Below are 19055 nucleotides of genomic sequence, written 5' to 3'. Positions count from 1 at the left end.
TAATTCCTTTAACTAATATATTGAATCAGCATACCACTGCAACATCTCTCTACGCTTTTCAAGATACTGCGCATGATTGTAAGTACCGCGAATACTATTCTTATCAACGTGAGCCAATTGTAGCTCTATCCATGCACTATCATAGCCTTGTTCATGTAATATCGTTGACATGGTATGTCTAAATCCGTGACCCGTCGCACGGCCTTTATAACCCAGTAATTCAATGACCTGATTGACTGTTTCTTTACTTATGGGCTTTTTACGGTCATTCCGTCCAATGAAAATGTAGGGGTAATGCCCAGTGATGGGTAAAAGCTGTTTAAATAGCGCTATAACCTGCGTAGACAACGGCACGATATGAGGGCGACGCATCTTCATTCGTTCTGCTGGAATCTCCCACAAACCATTCTCAAGATCGATTTCCTGCCAAGTAGCAAAACGCATTTCCTTAGTTCGCACACCAGTCAACATAAGTATCTTCGCGGCGTTCTTGGTTATGATGCTGCCGGTATAACCCTCTAGATCACGAATAAAATATGGCATCTCTTCGGCAGACAGGAACGGGTAATGCTGTTTCTTTGGCGTACTTAATGCGCTGGCAAGGTCAGGGGCGGGATTATATGCAGCCCGACCAGTAATAATGGCATAACGAAATACTTCGCCGCAGCGCTGACGTACTTTGCGCGTTTTTTCTAACGCTCCACGCTTTTCGATACGTTGAAGCACATCAAGTAACTCCAGCGGTGTGATTTCTGCAATTGGCCGTTTACCAATATACGGAAATATATCCGCCTCAAAGGTACTCATGATTTCTTCCCTATATCCCAAAGACCAACGATCGGATTTGGCTTTATGCCACTCACGGCTAATGGCCTCAAAAGAGTTTTCCGATGAAAGCCGCTGCGCTAACTTCTCAGCCTTTTTCACCTCTGCGGGATCTGTTCCATCTGCAACCAGTTTACGTGCCATATCTCGCTTAGAGCGAGCTTCAGCAAGGGATATCAAGTCATAAGTCCCTAATGACATTAATCGGGCTTTACCGGCAAAACGATAGCGAAAGCGCCACCCTTTGCTGCCGTTAGGTTCAATTAAGAGTGATAGCCCTTGCCCGTCACTCAGGGTATAGGCTTTTTCTTGTGGTTTAGCACGGCGAATCTGGATATCGGAAAGTGGCATGTGTATAGCTCAAAAAGGTATAGGGTAATTCTATACCCTTTACTATACACAATTGTTACGGATTTAGAGAGATAAGCTCGGACACCTACGGACAATAAAACGCTCTATCTATTGGTTTTACTGGGGTTTTTAGGACTTTTGGGGAGTAATACGGAAGAGCTTTGGCGGAAGATCACAGGAGTCGAACCTGCCAGGGACCGCTGGCGGCCCCATCTGGATTTGAAGTCCAGCCGCCCCACCGGGGACGATGATCTTCCATTTGGAAGAATGGTGTAAGGCGGTGATTATAGCTTGTTTATTGTATGGTGCTAGCCATTCAATAAACATGATGAATAATCCCCTCAAGTAAGAGTGGGATGAGACATTATTGAGAGTACCGAATCAGTTAATAGCTCACTTCGCCATATTTATCGCGGTGTTCTTTCGGGGTAATGGAATAGCCTTTTTTGAATACCGAATAGAAGTATTGTAGCGATGGATAGCCGCACATTTGCGATATTTCATTGATAGGCAAGGAAGTGGCAGCCAATAAGTTACGCGCCCGATCAAGCTTTTCTTCATGAATTACGCCATGAATGGTCTGCCCAATGTCATCCTTAAAGCGTTTTTCCAGATTTGAGCGCGACATTCCTACCGCATCTAATACCTGCTCAACCTTAATCCCCTTACAAGCATGATGGCGAATATAATGCATCGCCTGAATCACTGCCGGATCACGTAGCGAGCGAAAATCGGTTGAGCGGCGGGCCATGACTTTAACCGGTGGCACCAGAATGCGCTGTAATGGCGCTGTCTCTTGTTGTTTCTGACGCTGATTAAGGCGTTGATGCAACAACTTAGCTGCCCGATAGCCCATCTGTCGGGTTCCCTGCACCACCGAAGAGAGTGCCACCCTCGATAAATAGCGGGTTAACTCTTCATTATCAATACCAATAACACTCAGCTTCTCGGGTACCGCAATATCCAGATGCTCGCACACTTGGAGCAAATGTCGCGCTCGCGCATCCGTCACAGCAATAATCCCGGTCTGGTGTGGTAAGGTCTGCACCCAGTCCGCCAGGCGGTTCTGGGTGTATTGCCAGTTAGCCGGCGCGGTAGCCATTCCTTGATAAACCACCCCTTGGTATTGCTCTGCCGCCACTAACTGTCGGAAAGCATATTCTCGCTCCTGTGCCCAGCGTTTATCACTGCTGGCAGGCAGTCCGTAGAAAGCAAAACGATTTAAACCCTTTTCTTTCAAGTGCATAAAAGCAGCCTCAACCAGCGCTGCATTATCCGTCGCAATATAATCGACCGGCGGATAATCTGCCGGTTGATGATAAGAACCACCCACGCCAATAATCGGGACATCTACATTCGCCAGTAATTGCTCTATCTGCCGATCATCAAAATCGGCAATAACACCGTCACCCAGCCAATCTCGAATGTTATCGATACGGCAACGAAAATCCTCTTCAATAAAAATATCCCAATCACATTGTGAAGCTTGTAAATACTCACCGACCCCTTCCACCACTTGCCGGTCGTATACTTTGTTAGCGTTAAACAGCAAGGTTATCCGGTAGCGTTTCTCAAACATGGGAATGGCTCCTGAAATAGGTGGGATATCAAGACTCAATAAGCAGAGAGATCAACGCAGTATGGCATTGATCTCTCTGCAAAAAGATAGGGTTAAACCCGGCGTTTGGTCGCGGAATCCATCCATACAGCCAGCAACAAAATCGCACCTTTGACAATGTACTGCCAGAAAGTCGGCACATCCAGCATGCTCATCCCATTGTCGAGAGAAGCCATAATAAATGCGCCCATCACGGCACCAGCAACACTGCCGATACCCCCTGCAAGGCTGGTACCACCAATCACACAAGCTGCGATGGCATCCAATTCGGCAATATTACCCGCAGAAGGTGAACCCGCCCCCAGGCGGGAACTAAGAATCAGACCGGCTATTGCCACCATCAATCCATTGATAGCAAATACCGCCAGTTTGGTGCGTTCTACATTGACCCCAGATAAACGGGCTGCATCGATATTGCCGCCAATGGCGTAGATCCGGCGACCAAAAGCAGTCCGGGTAGCCATAAATATACCGGCCAGCATCAGCGCCGTAAGAATTAATACCGGGGTAGGGACACCACGATAATCATTCAATAAATATATAGCCCCAAGAACTATTACAGCAGTAATAGATTGGCGAGTAACATCTCCCTGGGGTGCCGCAACCGGCAAACCCAGCCGAATACGGTGACTACGCCGACGCCATTGCCAGGCCACAAACAACATCAGGCCAATCGCCCCGATACCAAAACCGAATCCATTAGGCAGGTAGCTTTGGCCGATTTGTGACATCGCATTACTGGTTGGCGATACTGTGGTGCCGTTGGTAATACCGATTAAGATGCCACGGAAAGCCAGCATTCCGGCAAGGGTGACAATAAATGAAGGAACTTTGCGATAGGCAACCCACCAACCGTTCCATGCCCCCAGTACTAGCCCCAAGCCTAGCGTAACCACAATGGTTAGCGGCAACGGCCAGCCAAGCCACACATCAAAAATCGCGGCCACACCGCCCAGCAACCCCATCATCGAACCGACCGACAGATCAATCTCCGCTGAGATAATGACAAACACCATCCCCACCGCCAAGATGCCGGTGATCGCCGTTTGGCGCAGAAGATTCGAGATATTTCTGGCGCTGAGATAGGCCCCTTCAGTGGTAAAAGTAAAAAACAGCATAATAATGGCAATAGCGGCCAACATGACAAAAACTTGCAAATTAACAGATTTTAGCCGAAATAGTGGCTTTTTAACGCCATTTTCTGGTGTATTCAGTTCAGACTGATTAGCTTGCGACATGGGTTTCACTCCTGAGTGCGGCTTCCATGACCTTTTCTTGGGTCAGGTTATGGTTAATGAGATCAGCTTTGATGCGCCCCTGATGCATGACCAGCACCCGATCACTTAATCCCAAAACCTCCGGCAATTCAGAGGAAATCACAATGACCGCAATTCCCTGCTGGACCAATTGATTGATAAGTTTATAGATTTCATATTTTGCGCCGATGTCTATACCACGAGTTGGCTCATCGAGAATCAAAATTTTCGGGTTCAGTAACAGGCATTTAGCCAGAATCGCTTTTTGCTGATTACCACCGCTAAGGCGGGCAATCGCCAGCTCTGATGAAGAGGTTTTGACCTTTAACCGCGCCAGAGACTGCGCAATGGTGGATTGCTCTTTGGCATCATCCAGCATGCTAAAAGCACCGGTAAAATCATCCAAGGCCGCCAGTGTGATATTCGCGCCCACCCCCATCACCGGTACGATGCCGTCTTTTTTGCGATCTTCTGGCACCATCGCAATGCCCAATTTCATCGCCTGCTGACACGTGTTGATGGTCACCGGTTTACCATCAATAAAAATATCTCCCTGCCAACGGCCCGGATAGACGCCGAACAGACATTGCACTGTTTCGGTTCGACCTGAGCCTACCAACCCGGCAACACCTAGAATCTCGCCACGTTTCAACACGAAAGAGACCTCATCGACCCGGCGAATATGGCGGTTGACCGGATGCCAGGCACAGAGATTTTCCACCCGTAGAATTTCTTCGCCAATATGGTGGGCTTCATGGGGGTAAAGCTCTTTCAGTTCGCGGCCTACCATCATAGCGATAATGTCATCTTCGCTCATGGTCGCCGCCGGGCGGGTACCAATATGACGACCATCGCGGATCACACAGATATGATCGGATATCGCTTTGACTTCATTCAATTTATGCGAGATATAGATACAGGCAATACCGTGGTTTCGCAGGTCACGGATAATATCCAGCAAAATAGCGGTTTCACTTTCAGTCAGTGAGGCGGTAGGTTCATCTAATACCAGTAGCCGCACTTGTTTATTCAGCGCTTTCGCAATTTCAACGAGCTGTTGCTGCCCAAGGCCCAACTCACCGACGGGAGTGTGAGGGTCGACGACCAGTTTGACCTGTGCCAACATCCGCTGGCAGCGTAAATACATGGCATCGTAATCCATAATGCCGAAGCGCCCCCATTCGGAACCGAGGAACATGTTTTCCAGCACCGACATCTGTTTCACTAACGCCAGTTCCTGATGAATTATCGCAATGCCCTTTTGCTCTGTTTCACGAATATTTTTGGCCTGTAACATTTCGCCTGAAAAAAATATTTCTCCCTGATAAGAACCGGCGGAATAAATACCACATAACACTTTCATTAGTGTGGATTTTCCCGAACCGTTTTCACCACATAACGATAATACTTGTCCGGCCTCTAATGTCAGGCTGATATTATCTACAGCTTTAACCACACCGAATTGCTTAGTAATATTTTTCATTTCTAGCAGGTAGGGCATAACCCCTCCTTAATACTGCTGATTTTATAGCATTGCGGCTACATTAAATAACGGCCATGTTAATAAATTAAATAACTGGCCGTTTATTACAAAGTCCAATCAGCAATATGCCAATCAATAAACATCTGCTTTTTTGTGGAATCCGTCGGCTATGATAGTGCTATCAATATTGCTTTTATCAACTTGAATCGGTGTTAATAAATAAGCAGGAACATCTTTTATACCATTATTTAATTTACTGTTGGCTTTTGGTTCCTCACCTTTACCCAGGGTGACTGCAATTTCTGCCGCATCATTGGCTAATTTACTGATTGGTTTATATACGGTCATAGTTTGCGTACCCGCAACAATTCGTTTTATTGCAGCCAAATCAGCATCCTGACCGGAAATAGCCACCTTCCCTGCCAACCCTTGTGCAGCTAACGCCTGAATTGCCCCGCCAGCAGTTGCATCATTGGATGCCACCACAGCATCAATCTTGTTATTGTTGGCAGTGAGTGCATTCTCCATAATTTTCAAGGCATTTTCTGGTAACCAGGCATCAACCCACTGATCACCGACAATTTTTATTTTCCCCTCTTTTATCAGTGGATTAAGCACTGTCATTTGCCCTTGGCGGAACAACTTGGCATTGTTGTCGACGGGTGACCCACCCATCAGGAAGTAATTGCCTTGCGGCACCCGCTCAACCAGGCTTTTCGCCTGCAACTCACCCACTTTTTCATTATCAAATGAGATATAAAAATCAATATCAGCGTTATTTATCATACGATCATACGCTAATACCTTTATCCCTTCCCGTTTAGCCTCGGCGATAACGTTACTTAATACTTGACCGTTATAGGGAATAATAACTAACACATCAACGCCACGATTAATCATATTTTCTATTTGTGACATCTGTGTTTCTTCATTGCCATTTGCAGATTGCACAAATACTTTAGCGCCAAGTGATTCAGCTTTGTTAACAAAAATGTCGCGGTCTTTCTGCCAACGTTCCAGGCGGAGATCATCTATCGCCATACCGATTTTAATTTCTTTACTAAATCCGGGCTGGCTAATCATCACCAGAGCGGCACATGCGGAGAGTAAAATGTTCTTAAATTTCATCTTTCGGTACCTTTCTTATTGTGCAAGCAGGGTAAGAGAAACGGTAAACATCGACTGCAATAGGGATTGTTGACGCTTATTTGCACATCGGCAATTACAGATTTTCATCCGCCAATTATGTTTTTTGGTTTAATGTTAATTTTATGATAACGATCATGTTTTCTTCCTCATAAAATGCATAATTCCATTACGGGATGTTATCCGTGTAATGAATATCTAAGCATTTTTATAATTAAGCGGTTATTTATGAGATCTACACCACAATTAATAATTCTCTGAATTTAAGTGTGAAATAACGTAATTGAGAGAATCACTAACAACTCCGAAGATAAAAGCTCATCAGCCCGGCAAAAGCGGGGCCAGCTTCCAAGGAGTATTGCATGCAATCTTATTTTGATGAATTAGAACAAGTGCGTTACGAAGGCAGCCAGAGCGCTAACCCGCTGGCATTTCATCATTACAACCCGGATGAAATTATTCTTGGTAAGCGAATGGCCGACCACCTCCGGTTTGCGGCCTGTTATTGGCATACCTTCTGCTGGGGCGGGGCCGATATGTTTGGCAGCAATGCCTTTGATCGCCCGTGGCAGCATCCGGGGGATGCACTGGCTCTGGCAAAACGCAAAGCCGATGTCGCATTTGAATTCTTTCATAAACTGAATGTGCCTTATTACTGCTTCCATGATATCGATGTCTCGCCAGAAGGCGCGTCAATGAAAGAGTATCTTAATAATTTTGCCGTTATGACCGAGGTATTGGCCGAGAAACAAGAGAGCAGCGGCGTAAAATTATTATGGGGTACAGCTAACTGCTTTACCCATCCACGCTATGGCGCGGGGGCAGCCACTAACCCTGATCCAGAAGTCTTTAGTTGGGCTGCAACTCAAGTCTTTACTGCCATGAATGCCACCAAAAAACTCGGCGGTGAAAACTATGTGTTATGGGGCGGGCGTGAGGGCTACGAAACACTGTTAAACACCGATTTGCGCCAGGAACGCGAGCAGATTGGCCGCTTTATGCAGATGGTGGTGGAGCACAAACATAAAACCGGTTTCCAGGGCACGCTATTAATTGAACCTAAGCCACAGGAGCCCACCAAGCATCAGTACGACTATGACGTGGCTACCGTTTATGGCTTCCTCAAGCAGTTTGGGCTGGAAAAAGAGATTAAAGTAAATATTGAGGCCAACCATGCCACATTGGCGGGCCACTCGTTCCATCACGAAATCGCCAGTGCTATTGCCTTAGGTATTTTCGGTTCAGTAGATGCTAACCGTGGTGATCCACAGTTGGGCTGGGATACCGATCAGTTTCCAAACAGTGTAGAAGAAAATGCGTTGGTGATGTTTGAGATCCTCAAAGCGGGTGGTTTTACTACCGGTGGGCTGAACTTTGATGCAAAAGTACGCCGCCAAAGTACCGATAAATATGACCTGTTCTATGGCCATATTGGGGCGATGGATACCATGGCGCTGGCACTGAAAGTTGCCGCCAAAATGATTGAAGATGGTCAGTTGGATCAACGCGTTGCCAAGCGCTATGCCGGTTGGAATACTGAGATGGGTCAGCAAATTCTGCAAGGTAAACTGTCGCTGGAAGAGCTGGCACGCTATGCCGAACAGCATAACCTGAATCCGCAACATCAGAGTGGTCATCAGGAGCAGTTAGAAAATCTGGTTAACCGCTATTTATTCGGCTGATGTTTAAGATGGGGCACCCGCTGCCCCAATCTCACCTATAAGGAAGGTATATGTACCTTGGCATCGACTTGGGCACCTCCGGCGTCAAAGCAATTCTACTGGCCGAAAACGGGCAAGTAGTTGCGAGCCAAAGTGCCGCTTTATCCGTCTCGCGCCCACGCCCGTTGTGGTCGGAACAAAACCCAGCTGACTGGTGGCAGGCAACCGATCAGGCCATGCAGGCTCTGGCCGCAGCACATGATTTGCAGCAGGTAAAAGCCCTTGGGTTAACCGGGCAAATGCACGGCGCAACCTTACTGGATAAACAACATCAGGTGCTGCGCCCAGCCATTCTATGGAATGATGGTCGCAGTTTTGCCCAATGTCAGGCACTGGAGCAAGCAGTACCCGAGTCGCGCCAGATTACAGGTAATCTGATGATGCCCGGGTTTACCGCACCAAAACTGAAATGGCTGGCTGAGCATGAGCCAGATATTTTTAGTCGTATTGATAAGGTACTGTTACCAAAAGATTATCTTCGTTTTCTGATCAGTGGTGATTTCGCCAGCGATATGTCCGATGCCGCCGGTACTATGTGGCTGGATGTCGCGCAGCGTGACTGGAGTGATGAGATGTTGGCCGCCTGCGGTTTAAACCGCCAGCACATGCCAGCACTGTTTGAAGGCAGCCAGATTACCGGCCATGTCAGTACAGCTATTGCCCACCGCTGGGGTATCAACACCATTCCGGTAGTGGCCGGAGGCGGTGATAATGCTGCCGGTGCTATTGGTGTTGGTCTGTATCAGACCGGACAGGCGATGTTGTCGCTGGGTACCTCCGGCGTCTATTTTGCCGTCAGTGACGGCTTTCTCAGCAACCCCGCCAGCGCAGTTCATAGTTTTTGCCATGCATTACCACATACCTGGCACCTGATGTCGGTGATGCTAAGTGCCGCATCCTGTCTTGACTGGGCTTGCCAACTCACCGGCGTCGATAATGTTCCTGCACTGATAGCAGAAGTGGAGAAAGCACCGCCAGCGGCTACCCCGGTATGGTTCTTACCCTACCTTTCTGGCGAACGGACTCCCCATAATAACCCTAATGCTAAAGGGGCATTCTGGGGCTTTACCCACCAACATGGCAGGGCAGATTTAGCCCGTGCGGTGTTAGAAGGGGTGGGATTTGCTTTAGCTGATGGGATGGATGCGGTGCATGCCAGCGGATTGCAGCCGACATCAGTCACATTGATTGGCGGGGGGGCTCGCAGTGCCTATTGGCGGCAAATGTTGGCTGATATCAGTGGCCAAACGCTGGAATATCGTACCGGGGGGGATATCGGCCCAGCGTTGGGCGCAGCCCGGTTGGCTCAAATTGCACTGAACCCAGAAACGCCATTAGCGGACTTATTACCTGAACTGATATTGGAACAAACCCATTTACCTGATACAGATCGCCATCACTATTACACTGCTCAACGGACAATCTTCAAAAAGCTCTATCAGCAATTACTGCCGTTATGTGAGTAAATAACACCTCAGGGCTGGCGAGTAATACCCCTCAGCCCTGAGCGTATTAGTAATAGTTGATTTTCACGATGGCTGTGGCATCAAATTGGCCTAATTTCACTGATTGCCCGGCAATAGCATTTAGGCTGGCAGTATAATTTTTTGTCACCTGACTCACATCGTTCAACTGTGCGAACTCGTTATAACGGTTATATACAATCGCCTGACTGGCATCATTATAAATCGTCAATTTCGTGCCGTTTTGCATATCAATGGCATTATCACCCACTAACGGATTCGTGGTTGAGAACTGCGCCTGAATAGAAAAATTGGACAAGCAACCTTGTTTGACTGCGGTAATGGAAAACGGCTGACTAATATTATTGCCGCTATTTTGTAGCAACGCTTTATTGAATACGCCAAAATTCACGATTTGCGATTCTGGATATACCACCAAGTCTGCACCGCAGGCAATAAACCGTACTCCCGTTAACCCTGATAAGGCATAGCGCAAGTTCTTTGCCCCAGAGGTCAGATTCAGCCCAGTTGAACCATCAAGTTGGAATACCGTGAAGTTATCTGCACCCACATAATAACCGCTCGAAGGTGGGTTACCGGTCACTTTAATATATAGCCGGAAAGTCACCGTAACGGTAACGTTTTGCCCTTTAACAATCGGAGAGGAATTGGTATTTAAACGGGCCGCGTTAGTTTCTAAATCCTGCCCATTATAACTGACACCTAATTGCAACCCCTGCCCCAACGATTGATGTAGCGGGTTAAAATAGAACCACACTTGGTCAACCGTCGAGCCTAATACGTTATCGCAATAGGCTGTAACAGTAATATCGTTCGATTCCCAGACTTTCGTCCCTGCCGCAACATTCGATGGTATCGCTAATTGCCCGATAGGTATCGCAGGCTTAATCACAATACCGGTTCCCTTTTCAACACAATCAAGGGCATAGGCCGCCTGCGATAACAGCAGCGTCACCAATAAAATAACTACCGAGCCACCCATCCGGCCCATTTTATTTAACATAGCATGAGTCATTGTCATTCCTTTACCGGTACCGGAACAGGCTGCGCGCATTACTTTTTCTTTTCCGCAGGTTGAATTTGGCAATCAACAGCCGAGCAGTTAAAAATACGGATGACCATGCCACCAAAATCATCCATATAACCAATGCTATAACGACTGCCACTATAACCTGGCGTCTTGGCAATCTCAGTACCAAAAGGCGCGATCATTAGGCTATCGAAACCGGGGAAATTACCGCGATTATCCTGGCTTAAATACCCTAACGTGATGTAATACGGTGTCGGGTTATGAATTTTTAGACTTTCACCTTGCTTACTAATCTGTAATTTTTCCTGCCAGACCTCGTTATAATCTGCTTTTATCGCCGTAGGGCGGTAAAATAGCTTCACTCTATTTTGAATCGCAATTTGTACCACGTTGGTCATTTCACTTTTTGGTGGTACTTCCCGCACGTTGAAATAGAATAGCGTCTCGCGATCTGTAGCTAATTTATCAGCATCAGGCAGTTTCATAATGCGCACCTGACTTTTTTGGCCGGCATTAATCCGCTGCATTGGCGGTAAAGCAACCAATGGGTTATCTACTTTCTGGCCAGCGGCATTTTCTAACCATGATTGCGCTAAATAAGGTGATGTTTTACTCTGATTTTGCAAAATAACACTGGCTGATTTATCGCTGCTGTTGAAGATAATCCGTGTCCGGTCAAGATTAATCGCCGCCTCACTGACCATCGTGGTAAGCAATAAGGCAATCCCTACTATGGCATTATTTATCTGCTGGTTCTTCCTAACCAGCATCATGTTATTAAGGTCTTTCATTTTCTGTTCCGCTCTAAATTAGATCGTTATGCTGTGAATAACTGCTTTAAGTAAGCAACAGTTTTGGGTAAAAAATAATTTACGGTCAATAATAGTTTTCGGTCAATAAACTATTTTAATTAATATTTTTCCATATTGCTGCCTAACCTACTGACAAGGAAGTAGAATTTTCCCTGAATTCATGCCGTTATTTTCCGGCAATACTATCTTGCACTGCTTTTTGCCCCACTGAACCGTCAGTTTCCCGGCATCTTCTAAGCCAGCCAAATAGGCCAAGCCACTTTCGCCTAAAATACCTACCTCGGCTCCGGTTTTATCAGCAATAACCGATGACCCAAGTGGTGGGAAACTACCGTCATTGAGGCGGATTATGGCCATAATTTGCTGACCTTTTACTGCCCTAATTTCACGGTAACCAATAGCACCTTCGGTTAGGGTTTTTTGAATAACAGTACTATAGACTTCAATATCTTCCGGCAGGCTTTGCACATCAACCCGAACGTCTGACTGCTGATAACTGGTAACGCCATTTACCACTGCCACACCAAACCGATTGGTAATCGCCGAATTATTATTCAATGACACACCTGAAACATTGCCGGTATCAATCATTATTCTTGGCTCATTACCCGATTTATTCTGGTGAGCTGAAACACCCTTCGCAGTCGCGGTTATCGAGCCATACCAGTTGGTATTCAACGAGTTATATTCATTATTTTTATGGCTGGCATCGACACCAAACTCACCATAAGGGGAGCTATGCTGATAGCCACCACGGAACACGCCATTTCCTTGCTGTATTTCAGGGCTGGCGCCCCCGGCGCTGACACGCCAGATATTCCTCGGGTCCTGGCTGTTGAAATAGGAGATATTCTGCGAGTAGCCGTTGTTCTTATCACGTTGCGCGTCATAACTGACCTGCTGCCCAACACCAATCGGGACGCTGAATGAGAAGAACACCTGATTTTCGCTTTCATACTGGTATTTCACTTTATTGGCAGAGATTGTCGTCGAAATGCCTTTAAAAGAGCCAATATCAAAAATTTTGCTGACAGAAACACCGTAATTATTACTGGATACATCATTCCAGTAAGTTTTATGGGTAGCAGATAAGTACATAGTGATATCCGGCCAGGCCAAATATTGGTTCGCGGTCACGGTGTATGTTTGCTTATCATTTTGTAGATAATTATTGCCATTTAGCCGATCCAAATACTGGCTCATGCTCATAAAGTTCTTTTCGGAAAAACGGTATCCGGCAAAGGTAATCTGGCTATTAGTCTGGTCAAAACGCTTGGAATAGTTAACCCGGTAGCTTTCACCACTCTGCTTCCCTTCATGCGGTAACTGAGAGCGGGAATGTGTAACATCGACAGACAGCGCACCGAAATCATGCAAATTTTGCCCAGCACCCATGGCTATCGCGGTGTAGTCCTGTGACGTCGCAATCACTCCGCCATACAAGGAAACATCATTAAATGCCCCCCATGAAAACTCACCATTAAAGAAAGTCGGATCACTTACCGCGTTATTGCTGCCCTGCATCGGACGGCCCAAAGCCGTTTTATAGCGGATGGCGCCTTTGCGGGTTAAAAATGGTACGGTTGCGGCGCTAACTTGGAAAGTGGTTACACGACCATCCTCCTCTTCCACGCGGACATCAATATTGCCCTGTACCGCCTCACTAATATCTTGAATAACAAACGGCCCCGGAGCAACGTTAGTTTGGTAAAGGGTACGGCCATTTTGGCTCAGAATGACTCTGGCATTGGTGCGAGCAATGCCGATCACTTGCGGTGCATAGCCACGCAGTGTCGGTGGCAACATCCGCTCATCACTGGAAAGTGATGCCCCCAGAAAACGAAATGAATCGAAAATACTGGAGCTGAGATAGGTTTGACCACCAATAAATTTAGCCCCTATCGCTGGGATAGCCCGAAATGCATACACTTGTGACCAGTCAAAATTACTGTAGTGCGAGCCTTCTGTTTCATTATTGATATATTGGTAATCAGCACGGATACGCCATGGCCCCATATTGGCGCCCGCAGTTCCGTAGCTGCTAAAATTAGTGCTACTACTACCACTTTTCGGCGCATAACGATTACCAAACAGGTTGTAATCCAATATAGCGCCGGGAATGCCATCATCCCATTGAGAAGGCGGCACCCAATTAGGATCACTGTAAGCTAACCATGCTTGTGGAATAGAGATAATTAAATATTGTTTTTCTTTATCGTAATTTGCCGTAATTTCTTCTTTTTGATCAATAGAGACACACTTGCCATCATTCCATAATGTCAGCGACTCACGCACAGCCGGAGCTAACCCTAGCAGATCAACTAAATCTGGAGACAGGCATAATTTAGTTAATTTCCCATCATCGACAGGTAAATAGGGTATCAGGTAGCGCTCAGGTAACAGCCGGCCATTAATCAGGACATCAAGCAGATAATCACCAGGAGGGGTATAATCATCAACCTCAAAACGAGACAGATCGATATTACTGCGATCTTTTGCATCGATAATATTGGTATTAAACTCTACTGCTGCAGCCATTCCAGGCAATAATAAACTCAAACCTGCCAATGTTAATATTTGCACCATTCGAAAGATCATTTCTTTTCTTCTAGATTTATATTGCATAAATAAATCACTGTCTTATGGCAAAGTATTAATAAAGGGGAGTATCCTCCCCTTAAATTGAAGCTACATACGCCGCTGTAACGTCAAATAAGCAGGGTATGACCCAAAGTAATTGGTGTTTCAGCAAAGCAGCAAACAAGTGCCGCTAACGCTGCTGCAACGCCAAGTACGAAGGGTAATTTTATTTATAGTTCAGCGCGTAAGTAGCCTGGGACACGATAGTACCGGTTGTTACAGGTGCGCCAGTTGCTTCAACGCGCGCTGCGAATACTATCTGATTCGGGCCAGTTACCAGATTAACATCAGCACCGGTATCACCCACTTTCAGCAATGCGCCGTTAGTGTCGATCAGACGAATACCTGCACCACCTGCGCTACCGGTGTTTGCCAGCAATGCTGGAGAGGTTGCATCAGAAACGCCGCCGAAAGTTACGGTAACTTTAGACATTGCAGGGTAAGTTACTGAACCTGCGGTTTGTTCAGTCAGATCGCAATCTTGCAGATCAATGTTGTACTGAACGTTCTGAGAATATTTATTACCGGTTTCCAGTAATTTATTCGCTACCTGCCCCATATCTACGCTGATATCAGTAGAGTTCGGCGCGATAGAGCATGGTGCATTAATAACAGTACCGGTAAAATGAATACGGCCATTACCTTCATCTGCAGCAAATGCTTGGGAAATGAAAGCAGAAGACGCCAACGCAATAATCAATGCACTTTTCTTAAAATTAGACATATTAAAAAACCTTTATTTAGACACCATATTTAAAGAATACGCTGATGGAATGCCATCAACGGCTCACGTCATTACCGATGGCTATAACCACGATAAAATAAATAAAAAACATGAAAGTAAAAATGCAATAAGATGAAATCACAAAATGACACTAAAATTTAATTATAGGAATGCATTCCAGAATAAAAATTCCAGAATTAATCCTCAATATTTAAATTATAATCATCAAAGTGTAATTTATATTAAATAGTAACCGATACTTTATAAACTCCCATGTATTTATATTATCTGGCTGTTCTCGCCCCGACTGGACATGGGTAGGACTATACGCGATCTTTTTATCTAGTAAATACGAATTTATCGGCCAAATCGATCGTTATATATAATTTATTTGGTGTTTTATGCCATGTTTATGATCAAAACCCAGTTATTTATGCCAAATAGGCTTGACTAAGCAAGGTTATACTTCAAATATTTTTATAATATCAGCAATAAATCTTATCTGTGTTTATTCGACAAACCAGAGATATCAACAATGTTGAAGGAAAAATCCTACAAAATATAGGAATATATTCATACGCCATCAATAGAACTATTCTTTTAATTAATTCAAATTGTATATAATAAGCAATGAATACATTTTTAATGTCAAATTTTGTCGATAAAAAAGATGTTGGAAACCAAATGATATATATCCCGAGATTGCAAAATGCAGGCTAGCACAACTAATACACCAGCAAGTTGAAGCATAAGGGGTATAAACAAATGGTTAACTGGTCCCTTTTACACCCTATGATGGCCGGATTTGGCATTCCGCTCTAGTTAAAACCAGCCCATGATTGAGCTACATCCATACGGCGGAGGGCCGGAAATGACTAACAGCGCATTACTGATTATTGATGTTCAACAATCTTTCGAACATAAATCTTTTTGGCAGCAGCAAGACTTACCCGCCTTCTCGGCGGCACTGAATCTATTAATTACCGGCTGTAAACTGCGAGGAGTGGCACTGGTCGATGTTTTTCATGTCGCCCCAGAAGGGCCTTTCTCACTGGCGTCAGGCTATGTTAAACCAATGTCGCTGGTTTCCCATCAGGCAGATGTTACCGTACAAAAGCGGGTACATAACGCGCTGACTGATTCAGGTCTGGATCAGTGGCTAAAGGAAAGGCAGATAGATCATCTAATTATTGCCGGTATGCGTACTGAGCAATGCTGTGAAACCACCGCCCGTGTGGCATCGGATTTAGGTTATCAAGTGACCTTCGTGACTGAAGCTACGCTAACCTTCCCAATGATGCAGCCAAATGGGGTGGTATTGAGTAGCGAAGAATTAAAGCTGCGCACTGAAACCGTGTTAGTCGATCGGTTTGCCACCATCCGTACCGTTGCGAAAACACTGGATGCTCTGGATACTCGGCCGTCAGAGGTGGTTGCAGAAAAAACAGTAAACTGGCAGCCACAGCCTTATTTGCCACGAGATATCACCCCTGCTGACGTTAAATATCTTAAGCAGTGGCAGTTGAAGCGCTATGTTATTCGTTACTCGCAGGCCCAAGGTGACACACCATATTACGCCCCCGCTTATCAGTTAGTTGGGCAGTGGTTACCTGAAGAAGCAGAAACGGTGAACCGCCCAGGCATTGGTTTTGTGATTGAGCATCAGGGGAAAACACTGAATTACCTGATTGTTGGATGGTGGGACAATGAGAATGAATTGCGCGTGAAAGTCTGGGTACAAGAGCAGGGAGTGTGGCGTGCGGCACGGGATGAATCGTTCTGTGTGTGGGATTTGCAGGTTATGGCCTTTGAACGCGATGCTTTTGTTGCTACTTTGCTACAGCACACCCCGGATATTCCGGCTTATCTGAACCGTTATCTGACGGTAACTGTGGATTAACCATGCAACGAAATGTCTATTTCCTATTGCTTCCCGGCGTGCTGTCGCTGGATTTAACTGGCCCGGCTGAAACCTTACGGTTGGCAGGGTCATTTAATCTCTTCTATATCAGTCCATTGCCGCAAGTGACGGCTTCCACCGACATGGTGCTAGGCCAGTTACAACCACTGCCTGACCGCTTGCCAGAGGGCAGTTTACTGGTCGTGCCGGGAGTGAGCGACTCACGCCACTACTTTGCAACCGAAACGGCCGCAGTAGCCCGTCACTGGTTACAACAGCAAAAAATAGCCATTACACAGCAAAAAATAATCTTGGTTTGTGTCTGCTCCGGTGCATTACTGGCGGCACAAGCGGGGCTACTGGATGGCTACCAATGCACCACTCATCACAATGTACTTGAGCGATTACGTCAGCAGGCACCCGCCGCACAAACCAAAGAAAACCGTATCTTTGTTGAAGACCGTGGCGTGTATACCAGCGCCGGAATTACGGCGGGTATTGATCTCTCTTTGCATCTGATTAGCCGCTATTGCAGCCCACAAACTGCATTAGAAGTCGCACGGGAAATGGTGGTTTATTTTCGACGGTCTGGCGATGATCCGCAGCTTTCCCCCTGGTTACGTTACCGCAATCACCTGCATCCCGCCGTACACCGTGCGCAGGATGTGATGTCGGCAGAACCGGAAGCCGAATGGTCACTGCTTCAGGTCGCGCAGAAAGCACATGTCAGTAGCCGCCATTTAACACGATTATTCCGCGAACATGTCGGGATCAGTGTGCGTGAATTTCACGAACAATTGCGAGTCGCAGTGGCCGAAGTTCGCCTGCAAGAAGGGTTTAATCTGGAGAAAGCCGCACTGGCTGCCGGGTTCTCCTCCGGCCGCCAGCTTCGGCGCGCACAACAGCGTGGGCAGGTCGTGGTTAACTGACCAGACGCCGCCGGTCAATGCGCTGTAATCCCATGGATAGCAAAGTGCTCAGGGCGAGAGCCAGTGCGAAAACATAGAAAATATCCAGTATCGGATAACCCGTAAAATCGTAATGATGGGTGCGAATAAAGTGAATAATGAGCGCGTGGAAGCCGTAAATCGCCAATGAATGCCCGGCGAGCCAGCTTAGCCAGCCAATTTGCTGGTTCATGCAGTTTTTAAACCACACCAGCAGTGATACCGCCGCAACGAACACCAGCGGGCCACAATACATATAGAAAGTATCCGCAAAACTGCCATTAATCCGCGTCTGCTTTTCAGTTGAGATGGCAATAAATATTACGCTGGTGATAAACAGCAATGCCGCCCCCCAACTGATCACCCTGCCTTTGGTTTCCAACATTCCAATTGCCCGCCCCAACAGCGCGTACAGCAAGTAATAAAAAGTATCACCGTAGATATAGAGGTTGATTGGCAATAAATGGAAACCGCCAATCGAATATTTGCTGGCTTGGGGATTGGCTAGCACTGCCAGCAGTAAAATCACCACCGCCAGATAGCGGCCTGACACCGGTTTGACATTAATCAGTGGTGATACCAGATAAACCACGATAATGGCGTAGAAAAACCACAGATGATAAAACACCGGTTTTTGCAGGATATTCTGTAGTGAGCTCCAACCGTTGATCGGCGTCAGGATCGAAATATAAATCAGGGCAATCACACTGTAGAACAGCAGGCATAGCCCAATTCGGGTGAAGTGCTTTTGCTGTGCACTTTTTTCACCAAAAAACAGATAACCAGAGATCATAAAGAACAGGGGCACGCAGGCACGAGAAGCAGAATTGAGCAGATTGGCAATATCCCAGTTAGCCTCACCCACCTGAGCACCACTGGTGACGTAATAGGTTGTGGCATGGATCATGACCACCATAATGCAGGCCACCGCCCGCAAATTATCAATCCAGCCAATCTTATTGGTCATGCATACTCTCTATCACCTGTCAGCATACTAAAAGCGTTGATCTATTTACGGCATCAATAATCAGGTTGCAAACAATAACGTAAATTTAACGTATCCCCAAAATAATTGGCATTGCCATATTCCTCTATTGACGGCAAAATAACCGACCTGA

14 protein-coding genes and 1 tRNA gene are annotated in these 19055 nt (G+C 46.3%); 4 read left to right on the top strand and 11 right to left on the bottom strand.

Annotated features, from left to right (window positions below):
* Positions 1–12 precede the first annotated feature (12 nt).
* The 6 genes from Q2T72_RS00335 to xylF form a co-directional block, all read right to left on the bottom strand.
* Positions 13–1176 carry a tyrosine-type recombinase/integrase gene (locus tag Q2T72_RS00335; RefSeq protein WP_372568448.1) on the bottom strand — a complete coding sequence of 388 codons (1164 nt, stop codon included), beginning with the start codon at positions 1174–1176 and terminating at the stop codon, positions 13–15.
* Between the two features lie 162 nt (positions 1177–1338).
* Positions 1339–1433 (bottom strand) — tRNA-Sec (locus tag Q2T72_RS00330).
* 128 nt (positions 1434–1561) lie between these two features.
* Complete coding sequence (gene xylR, locus Q2T72_RS00325; RefSeq protein ID WP_083161429.1) at positions 1562–2755, bottom strand: D-xylose utilization transcriptional activator XylR; 1194 nt, start codon at positions 2753–2755, stop codon at positions 1562–1564.
* Positions 2756–2847: 92 nt separating this feature from the next.
* A complete protein-coding gene (gene xylH / locus Q2T72_RS00320; protein ID WP_083161431.1) occupies positions 2848–4032 on the bottom strand; it encodes a xylose ABC transporter permease XylH in 1185 nt (394 codons plus the stop codon).
* A complete protein-coding gene (locus Q2T72_RS00315; RefSeq protein WP_372568447.1) occupies positions 4019–5551 on the bottom strand; it encodes a xylose ABC transporter ATP-binding protein in 1533 nt (510 codons plus the stop codon). The genes xylH and Q2T72_RS00315 overlap by 14 nt, the downstream gene beginning before the upstream one ends.
* Before the next feature lie 114 nt (positions 5552–5665).
* Positions 5666–6661, bottom strand: a complete 996-nt coding sequence (gene xylF, locus Q2T72_RS00310; protein WP_050086873.1) for a D-xylose ABC transporter substrate-binding protein — start codon at positions 6659–6661, stop codon at positions 5666–5668.
* A 380-nt stretch (positions 6662–7041) separates the two neighbouring features.
* Here xylF and xylA point away from each other — a divergent pair, with 380 nt between their 5' ends.
* Entirely contained in the window at positions 7042–8361 is a 1320-nt protein-coding gene (gene xylA / locus Q2T72_RS00305; protein ID WP_083161436.1) for a xylose isomerase, read from the top strand.
* Positions 8362–8411: 50 nt separating this feature from the next.
* Complete coding sequence (xylB, locus tag Q2T72_RS00300; protein WP_372568446.1) at positions 8412–9866, top strand: xylulokinase; 1455 nt, start codon at positions 8412–8414, stop codon at positions 9864–9866.
* Between the two features lie 46 nt (positions 9867–9912).
* On the opposite strand, the gene Q2T72_RS00295 is transcribed toward xylB, so the two are convergent.
* From Q2T72_RS00295 to Q2T72_RS00280, 4 genes are all read right to left on the bottom strand, one after another.
* Positions 9913–10899: a fimbrial protein gene (locus Q2T72_RS00295; protein ID WP_083163973.1), complete on the bottom strand. Its 987-nt coding sequence runs from the start codon at positions 10897–10899 to the stop codon at positions 9913–9915.
* A gap of 38 nt (positions 10900–10937) precedes the next feature.
* A complete protein-coding gene (locus Q2T72_RS00290) occupies positions 10938–11705 on the bottom strand; it encodes a molecular chaperone (protein WP_083161439.1) in 768 nt (255 codons plus the stop codon).
* Positions 11706–11852: 147 nt separating this feature from the next.
* Positions 11853–14312: a fimbria/pilus outer membrane usher protein gene (locus Q2T72_RS00285; protein WP_227746574.1), complete on the bottom strand. Its 2460-nt coding sequence runs from the start codon at positions 14310–14312 to the stop codon at positions 11853–11855.
* A 220-nt stretch (positions 14313–14532) separates the two neighbouring features.
* Positions 14533–15090, bottom strand: coding sequence for a fimbrial protein (locus tag Q2T72_RS00280; RefSeq protein WP_083161443.1), 558 nt, complete (start codon positions 15088–15090; stop codon positions 14533–14535).
* Positions 15091–15961: 871 nt separating this feature from the next.
* On the opposite strand from Q2T72_RS00280, the gene Q2T72_RS00275 reads away from it, so the two are divergent.
* Both Q2T72_RS00275 and Q2T72_RS00270 read left to right on the top strand, forming a co-directional pair.
* Positions 15962–16990, top strand: a complete 1029-nt coding sequence (locus tag Q2T72_RS00275) for an isochorismatase family protein (RefSeq protein WP_193784752.1) — start codon at positions 15962–15964, stop codon at positions 16988–16990.
* A gap of 2 nt (positions 16991–16992) precedes the next feature.
* Positions 16993–17919, top strand: coding sequence for a GlxA family transcriptional regulator (locus Q2T72_RS00270; protein WP_083161447.1), 927 nt, complete (start codon positions 16993–16995; stop codon positions 17917–17919).
* Here the strand turns inward: Q2T72_RS00270 and Q2T72_RS00265 are convergent.
* Positions 17912–18904 (bottom strand): acyltransferase, encoded by a 993-nt coding sequence (locus Q2T72_RS00265; protein WP_083161449.1) that lies wholly within the window; start codon positions 18902–18904, stop codon positions 17912–17914. The genes Q2T72_RS00270 and Q2T72_RS00265 overlap by 8 nt on opposite strands.
* Positions 18905–19055: the final 151 nt, after the last annotated feature.

Origin of the sequence: Yersinia sp. 2466 StPb PI (assembly GCF_041538325.1) — a bacterium.
In the GTDB taxonomy this organism is placed as follows: domain Bacteria; phylum Pseudomonadota; class Gammaproteobacteria; order Enterobacterales; family Enterobacteriaceae; genus Yersinia; species Yersinia enterocolitica_E.
This window is presented reverse-complemented; position numbering and strand designations above follow the sequence as displayed.